This is a genomic window from Aquabacterium sp. (assembly GCF_049274795.1).
GTDB lineage: Bacteria > Pseudomonadota > Gammaproteobacteria > Burkholderiales > Burkholderiaceae_C > Aquabacterium.
Map to the genome: position 1 here is coordinate 43,202 of NZ_JBASTH010000073.1, position 13,371 is coordinate 56,572.

At 65.9% G+C, this 13,371-nt stretch carries 13 protein-coding genes and 1 tRNA gene; 9 read left to right on the plus strand and 5 right to left on the minus strand.

Going from position 1 to position 13,371, the window contains the following annotated elements:
* Positions 1-19 precede the first annotated feature (19 nt).
* Genes ureE through WAQ08_RS11155 form a run of 4 tightly spaced genes read left to right on the plus strand, consistent with a single transcriptional unit; the run spans position 20 to position 3,407 of the window.
* The gene (gene ureE, locus WAQ08_RS11140) at positions 20-721 is read left to right on the plus strand and encodes an urease accessory protein UreE (RefSeq protein WP_422191647.1); all 702 of its coding nucleotides are present in this window, start codon (positions 20-22) and stop codon (positions 719-721) included.
* Positions 722-738: 17 nt separating this feature from the next.
* Complete coding sequence (locus WAQ08_RS11145) at positions 739-1,557, plus strand: urease accessory protein UreF (protein ID WP_422191648.1); 819 nt, start codon at positions 739-741, stop codon at positions 1,555-1,557.
* Positions 1,554-2,204: an urease accessory protein UreG gene (gene ureG / locus WAQ08_RS11150; RefSeq protein ID WP_422191649.1), complete on the plus strand. Its 651-nt coding sequence runs from the start codon at positions 1,554-1,556 to the stop codon at positions 2,202-2,204. Before WAQ08_RS11145 ends, ureG begins: the two co-directional genes overlap by 4 nt.
* A 60-nt stretch (positions 2,205-2,264) precedes the next feature.
* Complete coding sequence (locus WAQ08_RS11155; RefSeq protein ID WP_422191650.1) at positions 2,265-3,407, plus strand: metallophosphoesterase; 1,143 nt, start codon at positions 2,265-2,267, stop codon at positions 3,405-3,407.
* A gap of 15 nt (positions 3,408-3,422) precedes the next feature.
* On the opposite strand, the gene WAQ08_RS11160 is transcribed toward WAQ08_RS11155, so the two are convergent.
* Complete coding sequence (locus tag WAQ08_RS11160) at positions 3,423-3,587, minus strand: hypothetical protein (RefSeq protein ID WP_422191651.1); 165 nt, start codon at positions 3,585-3,587, stop codon at positions 3,423-3,425.
* Between the two features lie 154 nt (positions 3,588-3,741).
* Between WAQ08_RS11160 and WAQ08_RS11165 the strand changes: the two genes are divergently transcribed.
* Both WAQ08_RS11165 and WAQ08_RS11170 read left to right on the plus strand, forming a co-directional pair.
* A tRNA-Arg gene (locus WAQ08_RS11165) sits at positions 3,742-3,816 on the plus strand.
* A 24-nt stretch (positions 3,817-3,840) separates the two neighbouring features.
* Positions 3,841-4,203 (plus strand): hypothetical protein, encoded by a 363-nt coding sequence (locus WAQ08_RS11170; RefSeq protein WP_422191780.1) that lies wholly within the window; start codon positions 3,841-3,843, stop codon positions 4,201-4,203.
* Positions 4,204-4,213: 10 nt separating this feature from the next.
* Here WAQ08_RS11170 and WAQ08_RS11175 read toward each other — a convergent pair whose 3' ends face one another.
* Positions 4,214-5,047 (minus strand): hypothetical protein, encoded by an 834-nt coding sequence (locus WAQ08_RS11175; RefSeq protein WP_422191652.1) that lies wholly within the window; start codon positions 5,045-5,047, stop codon positions 4,214-4,216.
* A gap of 145 nt (positions 5,048-5,192) precedes the next feature.
* Positions 5,193-5,648 carry an H-NS histone family protein gene (locus WAQ08_RS11180; RefSeq protein ID WP_422191653.1) on the minus strand — a complete coding sequence of 152 codons (456 nt, stop codon included), beginning with the start codon at positions 5,646-5,648 and terminating at the stop codon, positions 5,193-5,195.
* Between the two features lie 72 nt (positions 5,649-5,720).
* On the opposite strand from WAQ08_RS11180, the gene WAQ08_RS11185 reads away from it, so the two are divergent.
* The 3 genes from WAQ08_RS11185 to WAQ08_RS11195 all read left to right on the plus strand — a co-directional run bounded on the left by WAQ08_RS11185 (position 5,721) and on the right by WAQ08_RS11195 (position 9,808).
* A complete protein-coding gene (locus tag WAQ08_RS11185) occupies positions 5,721-7,538 on the plus strand; it encodes a methyl-accepting chemotaxis protein (RefSeq protein WP_422191654.1) in 1,818 nt (605 codons plus the stop codon).
* Between the two features lie 70 nt (positions 7,539-7,608).
* On the plus strand, positions 7,609-8,352 hold the full coding sequence (locus WAQ08_RS11190; protein ID WP_422191655.1) for a metallophosphoesterase family protein: 744 nt from the start codon (positions 7,609-7,611) through the stop codon (positions 8,350-8,352).
* Positions 8,342-9,808 carry a protein kinase domain-containing protein gene (locus WAQ08_RS11195; protein ID WP_422191656.1) on the plus strand — a complete coding sequence of 489 codons (1,467 nt, stop codon included), beginning with the start codon at positions 8,342-8,344 and terminating at the stop codon, positions 9,806-9,808. Before WAQ08_RS11190 ends, WAQ08_RS11195 begins: the two co-directional genes overlap by 11 nt.
* Before the next feature lie 6 nt (positions 9,809-9,814).
* On the opposite strand, the gene WAQ08_RS11200 is transcribed toward WAQ08_RS11195, so the two are convergent.
* Together WAQ08_RS11200 and parC are read right to left on the minus strand one after the other, a co-directional pair.
* Positions 9,815-10,801, minus strand: coding sequence for a hypothetical protein (locus tag WAQ08_RS11200; protein WP_422191657.1), 987 nt, complete (start codon positions 10,799-10,801; stop codon positions 9,815-9,817).
* A 192-nt stretch (positions 10,802-10,993) separates the two neighbouring features.
* Complete coding sequence (gene parC, locus WAQ08_RS11205; protein WP_422191658.1) at positions 10,994-13,324, minus strand: DNA topoisomerase IV subunit A; 2,331 nt, start codon at positions 13,322-13,324, stop codon at positions 10,994-10,996.
* Positions 13,325-13,371 lie beyond the last annotated feature (47 nt).

The following is a 13,371-nucleotide window of genomic DNA, read 5'->3' on the forward strand; positions in this document are numbered from 1 at the left end:
GCCGCCCCGCCCGACCGCCATGCTGACCGTCAACAAGATCCTCCCCCAAGGCCAGGGCCTGGCCGCCGTGCTGCTCAAGCGCGCCGCCACCGTCGAGCTGGACTGGGACGTGCGCCAGAAGAGCCGCTTCGACGCCACCGACAGCACCGGCCGCACGCTGGGCATCTTCCTGCCGCGCGGCACGCTGGTGCGTGGCGGTGACGTGCTGGTGGCCGAAGACGGCTCCATGGTCCGCGTGATCGCTGCGCCCCAGCCCGTTCTGGTGATCACGCCCTGCAGCGAGCACGGCAGCCCCTTCGACCTGGTGCGCGCCGCCTACCACCTGGGCAACCGCCACGTGCAGATCGAGCTCAAGCCCGATCACCTGAAGATCGAGCCCGACCACGTGCTGGCCGACATGCTGCGCGCCATGCACCTGATCGTGAACGAGGCGCAGGCCGCGTTCGAGCCCGAGGGCGGCGCCTATGCGACGGGTGGGCATGGTCATGGGCATTCGCACGATCACGATCACGCCCCCAAGGCCAGCCCTGCACCCACCCGCGGCAAACCCATCGGCATCGCGGTGACGTCCGCCCCCGCACCGCACGTGCACGGCCCCGGTTGCAACCATGGCCACGACCACAGCCATGACCACGGCACGCATGGCGATCATGGTCACACGCACGATCACAAGCACGACCACGGCCACAAGCACGGCCCGGGCTGCGGCCACGATCACTGATCGCGCCTTTCAGCCCCATGCCCCGCGTCCTTACCCACCGCCAGCGCCGCACCGCCCCGCCGGTGACCGACGCCACCCGCCTGCAGCTGATGTGGCTGGCCTCGCCCGCCCTGCCGGTTGGCGGCTTCAGCTACTCCGAAGGGCTGGAGGCCGCCATCGACCAGGGCCTGGTGAGCAACGAAGCCAGCGCCAGCGCCTGGCTGCGTGATCAACTGCTGCTCAGCCTGGCCCGCGCCGACCTGGCCGTGCTGGCCCGCGCCGTGCCCGCCTGGCAGCGCGGTGACATCGCCCGCATCACCGAACTGAACGACTGGGTGCTGCACACCCGCGAAACATCCGAGCTGCGCCTGCAGGCCGAGCAGATGGGCCGCTCGCTGGTGGAGTGGCTGCGCAACCGCCGGATGGATGGCACACCGCCGCAGCCGCTCGGCAGCACCACCAACGCATCGGCCACCACGGCATCGGCGGCCGCGACCGATCCACGCCTGAGCGCCTGCGCCGCCCTGCCCCCCGCCCCCACCTGGCCCGTCGCCTTCGGGCTGGCCGTGGCGCAATGCCTGCCTAAAGGCGCGCCTGCGCAGCCTGCCACCGTGCGCGAAGCCCTGGTCAGCTTCACCTTCGGCTGGGCCGAGAACATGGCTCAGGCCGCGATCAAGGCCGTGCCCCTGGGCCAGAGCGCCGGCCAGCGCATCCTGCAATCCCTGATCGACACCATCCCCGCCGCCATCAATCACGCCATGGCGCTGGGCGACGGCGAGCGCCAGGCCTTCACCCCCATGCTGGCCATCCTGAGCAGCCAGCACGAAACCCAGTACTCACGCCTCTTCAGATCATGAGCAGCAACCTGCACAACATCGCCAACCGCACCAAGAAGCTCCCGCCCCTGCGCGTGGGCGTGGGCGGCCCCGTCGGCTCCGGCAAGACCACCCTGCTCGAAATGCTCTGCAAGACCATGCGCGAGCAGTACGACCTGGTCGTCATCACCAACGACATCTACACCAAGGAAGACCAGCGCCTGCTGACCGTGGCCGGCGCGCTCGACCCGGACCGCATCATGGGCGTGGAGACGGGCGGCTGCCCGCACACCGCCATCCGCGAAGACGCCTCCATCAACCTGGAGGCCGTCGACCGCATGCTGGCCAAGTACCCCAACGCCGACATCGTCTTCATCGAATCGGGCGGCGACAACCTGGCCGCCACCTTCAGCCCCGAGCTGAGCGACCTGACCATCTACGTGATCGACGTGGCCGCCGGCGAGAAGATTCCGCGCAAAGGCGGCCCCGGCATCACCAAGAGCGACCTGTTCGTCATCAACAAGACGGACCTGGCCCCGCACGTGGGCGCCAACCTCGACATCATGAAGTCCGACACGCTGCGCATGCGCCCCACCCGCCCCTTCGCGATGACCAACCTGAAGACGCGCGATGGTCTGAGCGAGGTGATCGGCTTCATCGAGACCAAGGGCATGCTCAAGGCGGCCTGAGGCGCTTTGACAAGCCGCGGCCCTTGAAATGAAGCGGCACCACCTCCACCTGGTGCCCTCATGAGCCTGAGTTTTCTCTTCGCGCTGTCCGCCGCCGTTCACGCCTATGTGGGCTGGCGTCTGGGGCCGCTACTGCCGCTATGGGGCGCCTGGAGCCTGGCGGCCGTGCTGCTGGCATCCGCCATGCTGGTGCCGCTGTCGCTGATCGCCTTTCGCATGCGGGGCTCGCGGGCCAAGGTCTGGGTGTCATGGACCGGGCTGCTCTTCATGGGGCTGTTCTCATCCCTGTTCGTGCTCACCCTGGGGCGCGATCTGCTGCTGGCTGCTGCGCATGGCCTGGCCTTGATCTGGCCGCAGGCGCAGCCCTCCACCGCCTTCCTGGCCACCTCGGCCCAGACCGTGCCGCTGCTGGCAGCCCTGGCCAGCCTGCTGGGCTTCCTGAACGCGCGCCGCACAGCGTCGGTGGTGCAGGTGGATGTGCCCATCAACGACCTGCCCGAGGCCCTGCGCGGCTTCACCATCGCCCAGATCAGCGACATCCACGTGGGTACGACCATCCGGCACGGTTACCTGCAGGCCATCGTCGAGCGCGTCAACGGGTTGCAGGCCGATGTGGTCGCCATCACGGGCGATCTGGTCGATGGCAGCGTGCGCGAGCTGGCCGAGCATGTGGCGCCCCTGGGAACGCTCAGCTCCAAGCACGGCACCTATTTCGTGACAGGCAACCACGAGTACTACTCCGGCGCCCACGCCTGGATCCAGGAGCTGCGCCGGCTGGACATCGCCGTGTTGCTCAACGAGCATGTGGTGATCGAGCGCGAGGGCCACGCCATGGTGCTGGCCGGCGTGGCGGACTACACCGCCCACCATTTCGACCCCAGCCACCAGAGCGACCCCGTGAAGGCCCTGGCCAATGCCCCCGGGCACGCGGCCGTGAAGGTGCTGCTGGCGCACCAGCCCCGCAGTGCGTCACAGGCCGCCCAGGCTGGCTTCGATCTTCAGTTGTCAGGCCACACGCACGGCGGCCAGTTCTGGCCTTGGAACCTGTTCGTGCCGCTGCAGCAGCCCTACACCGCCGGCTTGCACCGGCTGCAGAGCTTGTGGATCTATGTGAGCCGGGGCACCGGCTATTGGGGGCCGCCCAAGCGATTTGGGGCGCCCTCGGAGATCACCCACGTGAGGTTGGTGCCCGCCAAGCGCTGAACCCGGCTGAGCCTGTCAGCGATGCAGCACGTGGCTGAGGCTGGCCACGGCCGGGCTGGTGGGCGTGGCCATCATGGCGTCGTCCGGCGCGAGCTGAAGGATCCCCCAGAGCAGCACGGCGGCCAGGGAGCTCAGGACCAGGGTCAGCAGCAGCAGATGGACTCGGGATGAACGGAACATGCCGTCATTGTCCGGACGATGAGGGCCGACGGGAACCCCCTTTGGGGTGTCTTAGGGGGTTAACGGCCCTTCTAATCAGCAAGCACGGCCTTGCGCCAACGCGGTACCCCTCGGAGCCCGGGGCACAAACCTGAGGCACAATCACGGCCGTGCCGGCTCCGTGGTGAAATGGATATCACGGACCCCTCCTAAGGGTCAAGTACAGGTTCGATTCCTGTCGGGGCCGCCACCCCCTGCTTCTGCCCTTGCGCTCATGCTTCATGTGCACCTTCCACATGAAGCCGATCAAGTTGTCGCCGTAGGAAATGGCCTTGCGCGTGAGATCAAACGGGTTGTGCGAGGTGTTGGCCGCGCCACGGATGCAGGTCAGCCCGGTGCGGTAGCCGGCCTCTTCGACCAGATCGCGGGAGCGCTGGTCGCAGAGGCCGCAGGGATAGCAGAAATCCGGCACCTCGGCGCCCAGCAGATCTTCCAGCGCAGCCTTGCTGCCGAAAATCTCGTTGCGCTGCACGTCATTGCTGTCAGTGGGGGTGGACTTCGGCATCACACAGGTGGTCGATGGCAATTTGGGCGTGCATGCCATCATCAAGAAGGCTTTGTTTCCAGCATTGGATGATGAGCACTGATCAGCGCGACGCATGCACCGACGATGCCGTCAGCCAATGCCCCACCAGGCGCGCGTGCTGCCCAGCTGACTGCTGCGCCTGCGCCAGCAACTGCTGCTCACGGCGGCCCAGATCGCCCAGCGCCAGCAAGGCCGCGCGGTAGTAGTTCAGGTCTGCGGCCTTGGAGAACACCAGTTCTTGCTGCGCCCCGTTTTCCAGCGCCACGCCCTTGCCCACTTTGTCCAGGTGGGTCAGCAGGGCCTCCACCTGGCGCACGATGCCCCGCTCCACCTCGAAGAAGGCCGTCATGGTCTGGGTGGTGTCGGCCGAGGTGGCGAGCAAGGTCTTGCGGCGCTCTTCATCGTCCCAACCCGGGACCTGCTGCAGCCACTGGCCCAGGGCCTCGTCCAGACGGCTCTGGATCAACTGATCCTGCCGGGCCAGATCGTCCAGCGCGGTGTTCAACTGCGTGAGTTTCTGGCGCACGCTGTGGCGGCCCGCCGGCACCACCAGGGTCGATGGCTGCAGGCCCTCGCCCAGCCCCACGGCTTCGATCTGCGTCTGGTAGGTCAGCAAGGCCTGCCGCCGCTGGCGGGATGCATCGATCAAGGCTTGCAGCAAGGGCGCCAGGGCGCTGTCGCTGACCTCTTCGAGCATGCGGGCATCCGGCTCGCGCCCTGCGCTGAGGTTTTCAACCACGGGCGCCAGACGCTCCAGATCCCGCTCCAGTGCCCGATGGCGTGCATCCGGGCTGCCCTGGGATACCCACAGCAATGCCGACAGGACGATCAAGCCCAGGCCCAAACCCAGGATGGTCCACCACGCCAAAATCGAACGGTCGTTCTTGTCACGCATAAGGCGGGAATGCCCCGGCCATGCGAGGGGCGACTACGCTGTCAAAAAAACGTATTTCAACCCACCCCGATGCGTGGCGGGGTGTGTCAACTTGTAAAACCCCAGGTCAGGGGTTTGATGGGTGCGCAGCGACGCGCTTGAACGCTCAGTGTTCCAGCCCGTGGTCATCGGGCGGAGCATGGCGCAGTTCATCGACGGTATAACCACCCCGCGTCAGGGCTTCACGCAGCCATTGCGGCTGGGAGCCCTGGCCGTCCCAGGTATCACCCGACACGGGGTGCCGGTATTTGGGAGGGAGGATGGCGATCTCGGGGAATTCCGACGGCATGCTCGATGCGTCGAATTCAAGCTCGTCGGGGGAAATGCGCCAAAACTCAATCAACTTGCGAATGGAGCGCAACGCCGCTTCTTGTTCTGGGGTCTTCACGTTGGTGTGCGATTTTGATTGAAGTTGCCGTGCAACCACCCTAGCATTGTGGCCGAGCTTGAAACCCTGACAGTGAACCGGGTTTTGAATCTCTGAAATTGCCACCATTAAATGGCAATTCAGCACACAATACGTTTGTCCGGAAGACCTATCTTCCACGAATGCCTTTTCCAAAGGGCATCGCCGTAGCAGGGACGGCACCGCAGTAAGCCCTGCGCATCTTTCAAGTGATGTTCAGGAGGCCCTATGCGCGTCAATTTGCCCGTGTCCCAGCACGAGTATCCTTTCCCGCCAGGTGAAACACTGGTGTCGACCACGGATCTCAAAGGTCGCATCAATTACTGCAACCCGGCGTTCATCCAGGTCAGCGGCTACACCCGCGACGAGTTGCTGGGCCAGCCCCACAACATGATCCGCCATCCTGACATGCCGGAAGAAGCCTTCCGCGACATGTGGGTCACCATCGCTTCCGGCCAGCCCTGGTCGGCCATGGTCAAGAACCGCCGCAAGGATGGCAGCTTCTACTGGGTCAAGGCCAATGTCACGCCGCTGATGGAGAACGACCGGCCGATGGGCTACATGTCGGTGCGCACGCTGCCGGCCCGCGCCGATGTGCAGGCGGCAGAGCAGCTTTACGCCACCATGCGCGCCGAAAAAGAAAGAGGTCACATCCTGCACCGTTTGGACGGCGGCCACTTGATCAGGGCCGATGCGTTGGGCAAGCTGCAGAACAGCGCCCGCCTGGGCCTGGTTGGGCAGATGATGCTGATCAGCCTGGTCACGGCTGTGGTGGCCTACGGCGCGGGTGTGGTGTCCGCAGGCGGCCTCAATAAATTGAACGTGCTGGAGTTGCTGCTGGGCGCCGTGGTGATGGCCGGGCTGGGCATCGGCGCCAGCCTGCTGATCCGCGCGCTCACGCTCAAGCCGCTCGAAGGGCTGCTGGTGCGCGCCAACCGCATGGCCGCCGGCGACCTCACATCCGACATCGAATCCGACCGCAAGGATCTGGTCGGCAAACTGGCCCAGTCGCTCAACCAGCTCAATGTGAACCTGCGCTCCATCGTGCGCGATGCCCGCAACGAGGTCAACCAGATGATGGTGGCCACTGAAGAGATCGCCTCTGGGAACCAGGATCTGTCGGCTCGCACCGAGATGCAGGCCAGCAACCTGCAGCAGACTGCTGCCTCCATGGAGCAGATCACGGGCACCGTGCGCACCACCTCCGACACGGCCAGGAAGGCTGCCTCGCTGGCGCACGAAACGACCGCCGTCACGCAACGCAGCAGCGCCGCCGTGGACGACGTGACGCAGATGATGAGCGCCATCGAGGACTCTTCGCGCCGCATCAACGAGATCATCCAGGTGATCGACAGCATCGCCTTCCAGACCAACATCCTGGCGCTGAACGCCGCGGTCGAAGCTGCGCGCGCTGGCGAGCAGGGCCGGGGCTTTGCGGTGGTGGCCTCGGAGGTGCGCGCCCTGGCCCAGCGCACGGCCACGGCCGCCAAGGAGGTCAAGCAGTTGATCACCGATTCGGCCGAGAAGATCAGTGCCGGCAGCCGCCTGACCGAGACCGCCAAGACCACGATGGCCGAGGCGCTGAAATCGGTCGAACAGGTGGGCTCGCTGGTGGATGTGATCAGCCACGGTGCCAACGAACAGCTCACGGGCATCTCGCAGATCAACAGCGCCATCGCGCAGCTGGACACCATCACGCAGCAAAACGCCGCGGCCGTCGAGCAGATCGCCGCCTCGTCCATGGCATTGGCCGGCCGTGCGCAGGTGGTGTCGTCCACCGTGCAGGTGTTCCGCCTGGAGGCCGGTCAGCAGAGCGGCATGCCCGATGCCGTGAGCCTGCGCCGCCAGGCCAAGCAGAGCGCGCCCACCGCCCATGCAGAGGCCCCGACCTTGACGCCCGCGCCGGTGAGCAGCCGCGCCCGCGCACCACAACCCAAGGCCTTGACGGCGCACCATGGGCAGCCGGCGATGACGCACGCGTCCGCCAAAGCCAACCTGAACCGCACGCCTCAGCCGGTGACCGAAAGCGGGTGGGAGCCCATCTGACGGGAACCCCGGATGGAAGGCATGCCCGAGCATGCCTACACTGGCGGATCTCGCCGCTCGTGTTCCTGCCATGAAGTTCGCCCTGCTCTCGGACCTGCACGCCAACCGCCAAGCCACGGAGGCAGTCTGGGAGCATGCCCAGTCGGAAGGCTTCGACCGCCTGGTGCTGCTGGGTGACTACGTCGATTACGGCGCCGACCCCAGCTGGGTGCTGGGCTTCGTTCAACAGCGTGTGGCCGAAGGCGCCGTGGCCGTGCGCGGCAACCACGATGACGCGGCCGTGGTCGGCGCGCACGAAGGCATGCACGGGCATGTGCAGGCCAGCCTGGCCTGGACACGCCAACAGCTTGATGCCGAACAGCGCGCCTTCCTGGCCGGCCTGCCGCTGACAGCCACCTTCGGCGACTGTCTGGCCGCCCACGCCAATGCCCACGCCCCCGCCGAGTGGGGCTACATCCATGGCCGCATGGAAGCCATGCGCAGCCTGTACGCCACCGATGCCCACCTGGTGTTCTGCGGGCACATGCATGAGCCGCGCCTGTACCACCTCTCGGGCACCGGCAAGGCTGGGGAGTTCGAGCCCGTGCCTGGCGTGGCCATCCCCCTGTCGCGCGCACGGCGCTGGCTGGCCATCCCTGGCTCGGTGGGCCAGCCGCGTGATGGCAACCCGGCCGCCTGCTACGCGCTCTATGACGACGAGCAGGACACCCTGACCTTCCAGCGCGTGCCCTACGACCACGAAGGTGCCGCCCAGCGCATCACCCAGGCTGGCCTGCCCGAGATGATGGCGCAGCGCCTGCACCATGGCCGCTGAGCCCCCTGTGCAGCCCGTGGAGCCCACCGAATCAACAGGCCCCCGCCTGCGCCTGGAGCCCGGCCAGCGGCTGGATGATTTTGAACTGGTGGAGCGCCTGCACCAGGGCGGCATGGCCACCTTGTGGGCCGTGCGCCGCGTGGGCGCAACGCCAGCGACCGAGATCGGACTGCCACTGATCATGAAGGTGCCGCGCTTCAAGGGCGGCGAGGATCCGGCCACCATCGTCGGCTTCGAGGTGGAGCAGATGATCATGCCCCGCCTGAGCGGGCCACACGTGCCGCGCTACATCGCACGGGGTGATTTCACGCGCCAGCCGTACATCGTGATGGAGCACATCGCCGGCGACACGCTCAAGCCACGCTTCGACCGGGCCCCGCTGCCGGTCGACGAGGTGGCGCGCATCGGGGCGCGCGTGGCCCAGGCCCTGCATGCCGTGCACGCCCAGCACGTGGTGCACCTGGACATCAAGCCCAGCAACATCATGTTCCGCGAATCAGGCGAGGCTGTGCTGGTGGATTTCGGCCTGTCGCGCCACGACCAGTTGCCCGACCTGCTGGAAGAAGAGTTCGAGCTGCCCATGGGCACCGGGCCCTACATGTCGCCCGAGCAGGTGCAGTTCGTGCGCAACGACCCGCGCAGCGACCTGTTCGCCTTGGGCGTGCTGATGTACCACCTGGCCACGGGCGAGCGCCCCTTCGGCCAGCCCACCAGCGTGTCGGGGCTGCGCAAGCGCCTGTACACCGAGCCCATCCCGCCCCGCGTGCTGGCCCCCGCCCTGCCCGCCTGGTTCCAGGAGGTGGTGCTGCGCTGCCTGGAGGTCGACCCCGAGCAGCGCTACCAGAGCGCGGCCCAACTGGCGCTGGACCTGCAGAACCCCGCACAGATCCCCCTGACCGCACGCGCCGAGAAAGCACGCACCGCCGGCACCCTGAGCAAGCTGGGCCGCTGGTTCAAGGCCGTGGGCCATGAGCCCGCCGCGGAAACCTCCGTGGCCAAGCAACTCGAACGCAGCCCGATCATCATGGTGGCCATCGGGGTGCGCAACTCGACGCCTGCGCTGGACGCCAAGCTGCTGGCCACGGTACGCCGCATCCTGATGATCGAACCCGGCGCGCGCCTGGCCTGCGTCAGCGTCATGAAGATCAACCGCGTGGGCATGGACAAGCTCACGGACGACGAAGGCCACAGCCTGCACATGAAGCAACTGGTGGCCATCCGCCACTGGGCGCGGCCGCTGCAGCAGGCGCTGGAGATGGACGACCGGCACCTGACCTTCCACGTGCTCGAATCGCCCGACACCGCTGCAGCCATCGTCGAGTTCGCCACCAAGAACCAGGTGGACCACATCGTGATGGGCGCGCGAGGCACCTCCAGCTTGAGGCGCTACCTGGGCAGTGTGAGCGCCCAGGTGGTGGCCGAGGCGCAGTGCTCGGTCACCGTGGTCAGGGCCTGAAACCCATCATCGCCATTTGCCCAGCGACCCCTTGAATTCGTTGATGTAGTGCTCATACTGCTCGCAGTAGTTGGCACTCGCCACGATGAATGTCGGGGGCTTGTACCCGGTTGGCCGTTCAGCTTTCCTGGCCTGATCCCAGGCCGACCTCGCGCTGACACTGGACGCATGGGTTGCCAGCAAGGGCTTGGCCATGCTCATGAATTCCTTCTTGGCGTCGGCCACGCCGAACTTCATGAAGCTCTTCTTGTCGGCCACCAGCTTGAGCAATGCAGTGGCCGCATTGGCCGCGGCGGGCAGCGTCTTGTCCAGCTGCTTCATTTCCGCCAGTGCCTTCAGGTACTGCGGCGCATCCTTCTGCTGCTGCTTGGTCTGCAGCTTGACGATCTGCTCAAGCTCCTTGCATCCCGATGCCACACGGTTCTTGAGATTGGCCAGCTGCGCTTCCGCATTGATCACCGGCGAGACCACTTCAATGGCGCCCTTGTACTCCACATCGTTCATGCCGGCATTGGGCTGAACAGACCACTTGCCCAGGCCGATCTTGAATTCGTTGATGTAGTGCTCATACGACTCGCAGTAGTTGGCTGTCGCCACCACGAACGTGGGAGGCTTGTAGCCCTCGGGCCTCGCCGCCCTCTTGGCCTGCTCCCATGCTGTTCTGGCACTAACGCCCAACTCATAGGCCACGTGCAAGGGTTTGGCCGTGGTCAGAAGCGTCTTCTTGGCATCGGCCACCGACAAGGCCATGGCCTTGTTCTTGTCAGATGCCAGCTTGAGCACAGCAGCGGCGGCACTGAGTGCCGTGGGCAAGGCCTTGTCCAGCAGCTTGACTTCTGCAAACGCCTTCAGGTACTGCGGCGCATCCTTCTGTTGCTGCTTGGTCTGCAGCTTGATGATCTGCTCAAGCTCCTTGCAGGCCGAGGATGCGCGGTTCTTGAGGTTGCGTAATTCCGCCTCTGCATTGATCACAGGCGCAACGACCTGGCTCATGCCCCTGTATTCTGCTTCGTTCATGGCTGCCTTGCCTTGATGGGTCTATGACCACTTCATGCTATGGCAACGACGGAAACGATCACAGCATCTGAAAAGGGGGCAGGCGGGCCCGCCCAGCCTGAACAGACCCCAACTGGCCCCCTAGATCCAGGGAGAACAAGATGCGGGCACCGGCGGGCCGCGCCAAAATCAGCCGGAGATCGGCACCACGCGCATCACCTTCTGCAGCCCATCGACCGCCTTGCCCTTGCGGGCGCGCTTGCCGATGTGGCCGGTGTAGGCGCTGTTGCGCACATCTTCTTCCTTGGGCTTGCCGCCTCGGCCGGAACCGATCACGCGCACGCCGTTGTGCACCGTGGCCACGGACACCAGCGGTGACTTGGCCTGATCGACCTCCATCAGGGTGAGGCCCCGGCCGCCATTGGACTGCAGCTTGAGCTCGTCCAGACCGAACACCAGCAGGCGCCCATCCTGCGAGAGGCAAGCCACCTGGGTGTCCTTGGCCTGCACCAGCACAGGGGCCAGCACGATGCAGCCTTCATCCAGCGTGAGGAAGCCCTTGCCTCCCTTCTGGCGCGTGACCAGATCGCCCAGCTTGGCCAGCAGGCCGAAGCCTGCCGTGTTGGCCAGCAGCAGCACCTGCTCGGGGTTGCCGGCCAGGTAGTGCAGCGGCTGCGTGCCGGATTCGAGTTCGATCATCGTGGTGATGGGCTGGCCATCGCCACGCGCGCCGGGCAGGCTGCTCACGGGCACGCTGTAGACGCGGCCGTTGCTGCCCACCACGATCATCGGATCGACGGTGCGGCATTCGAACGTACCGTACAGGCCATCGCCCGCCTTGAAGGCGAAGCTGGCCGGGTCATGGCCATGGCCAGTGCGCGCGCGCACCCAGCCCTTGAGGCTGATCACCACCGTCACGGGCTCGTCGATCACCTTCACCTCGGCCACGGCGCGCTTCTCGGCCTGGATCAGAGTGCGACGCTCGTCACCGTACTGCTTGGCGTCAAGCTCGATCTCTTTCACCACGGTGCGCTTGAGCGCGGCCGGACTGTTCAGAATCTCTTCGAGCTTACCCTGCTCGGTGCGCAGCTCGGCCAGTTGCTGCTCGATCTTGATCGCCTCCAGGCGGGCCAGTTGGCGCAGGCGGATGTCGAGGATGTCGTCGGCCTGGCGATCACTCAGCTTGAATCGCTCGATCAGCGCGGCCTTGGGCTCGTCACTTTCGCGGATGATGCGGATCACCTCGTCGATGTTGAGCAGCACCAACTGCCGGCCTTCAAGGATGTGGATGCGGTCGAGCACCTGGTCCAGGCGGTGACGCGTGCGCCGAGTGACCGTCTCCAGGCGGAAGCCCGTCCACTCCAGCAGGATCTGGCGCAGGCCCTTCTGCGTGGGCTTGCCGTCGGCGCCGACCATGGTCATGTTGACCGAGGCCGAGCTTTCCAGGCTGGTGTGGGCCAGCAAGGTGGTGATCAGTTCCTGCTGGCTGATGGTGCGCGTCTTGGGCTCGAACACCAGGCGCACGGCGGCGTCCTTGCTGGATTCGTCGCGCACCGTGTCGAGCACGGACAGCATCGTGGTCTTAAGCTGCGTCTGGTCGGCCGTGAGGGCCTTCTTGCCCGTCTTGATCTTGGGGTTGGTCAGCTCCTCGATCTCTTCGAGCACCTTCTGGCTGCTGGTGCCATGCGGCAGTTCGGTCACCACCAGTTGCCACTGGCCACGGGCCAGATCCTCGATCTTCCAGCGGGCACGCACCTTCAGGCTGCCGCGGCCGGTGCAGTAGGCATCTTGAATATCTTGCGGGCTGGAGATGATCTGGCCGCCGCCCGGGAAATCGGGGCCCTGGACCAGGCTGTACAGCTCTTCGTCGGGCAGCTTGTCGTTCTTGATCAGCGCCACGGCGGCTGCGGCCACCTCGCGCAGGTTGTGGCTGGGGATCTCGGTGGCCAGGCCCACGGCGATGCCACTGGCACCATTGAGCAGCACGAACGGCAGGCGCGCGGGCAACTGCTTCGGCTCTTCGTACGAACCATCGTAGTTGGGGATGAAATCGACCGTGCCCATGTCGATCTCGTCGAGCAGCAGGCGGGCGATGGGGGCCAGGCGGGCCTCGGTATAACGCATGGCCGCAGCACCATCGCCATCGCGGCTGCCGAAGTTGCCCTGGCCGTCGATCAGCGGGTAGCGCAGCGCAAAATCCTGCGCCATGCGTACCATGGCGTCGTAGGCGGCCGTGTCACCGTGCGGGTGGTACTTGCCGAGCACATCGCCAACCACTCGGGCGCTCTTGACCGGCTTGGCCCCGGTATTGCCCGAGAAGCCCAAGCCCATGCGGTCCATCGCATACAGGATGCGGCGCTGCACGGGCTTCTGGCCGTCGCACACATCGGGCAGCGCGCGGCCCTTGACCACGCTTAGCGCGTACTCCAGGTAGGCGCGCTCGGCGTAGTGGGACAGCGTCAGGGAGTCGCCGCCATCGCTGGGCGGCTGGGTGAATTCAAGCGTGGTTTGTTCGGACATTTATCGTCGGCTCATGAGGAAACGCCGGGCCGCCCCAAGTTTCCTCA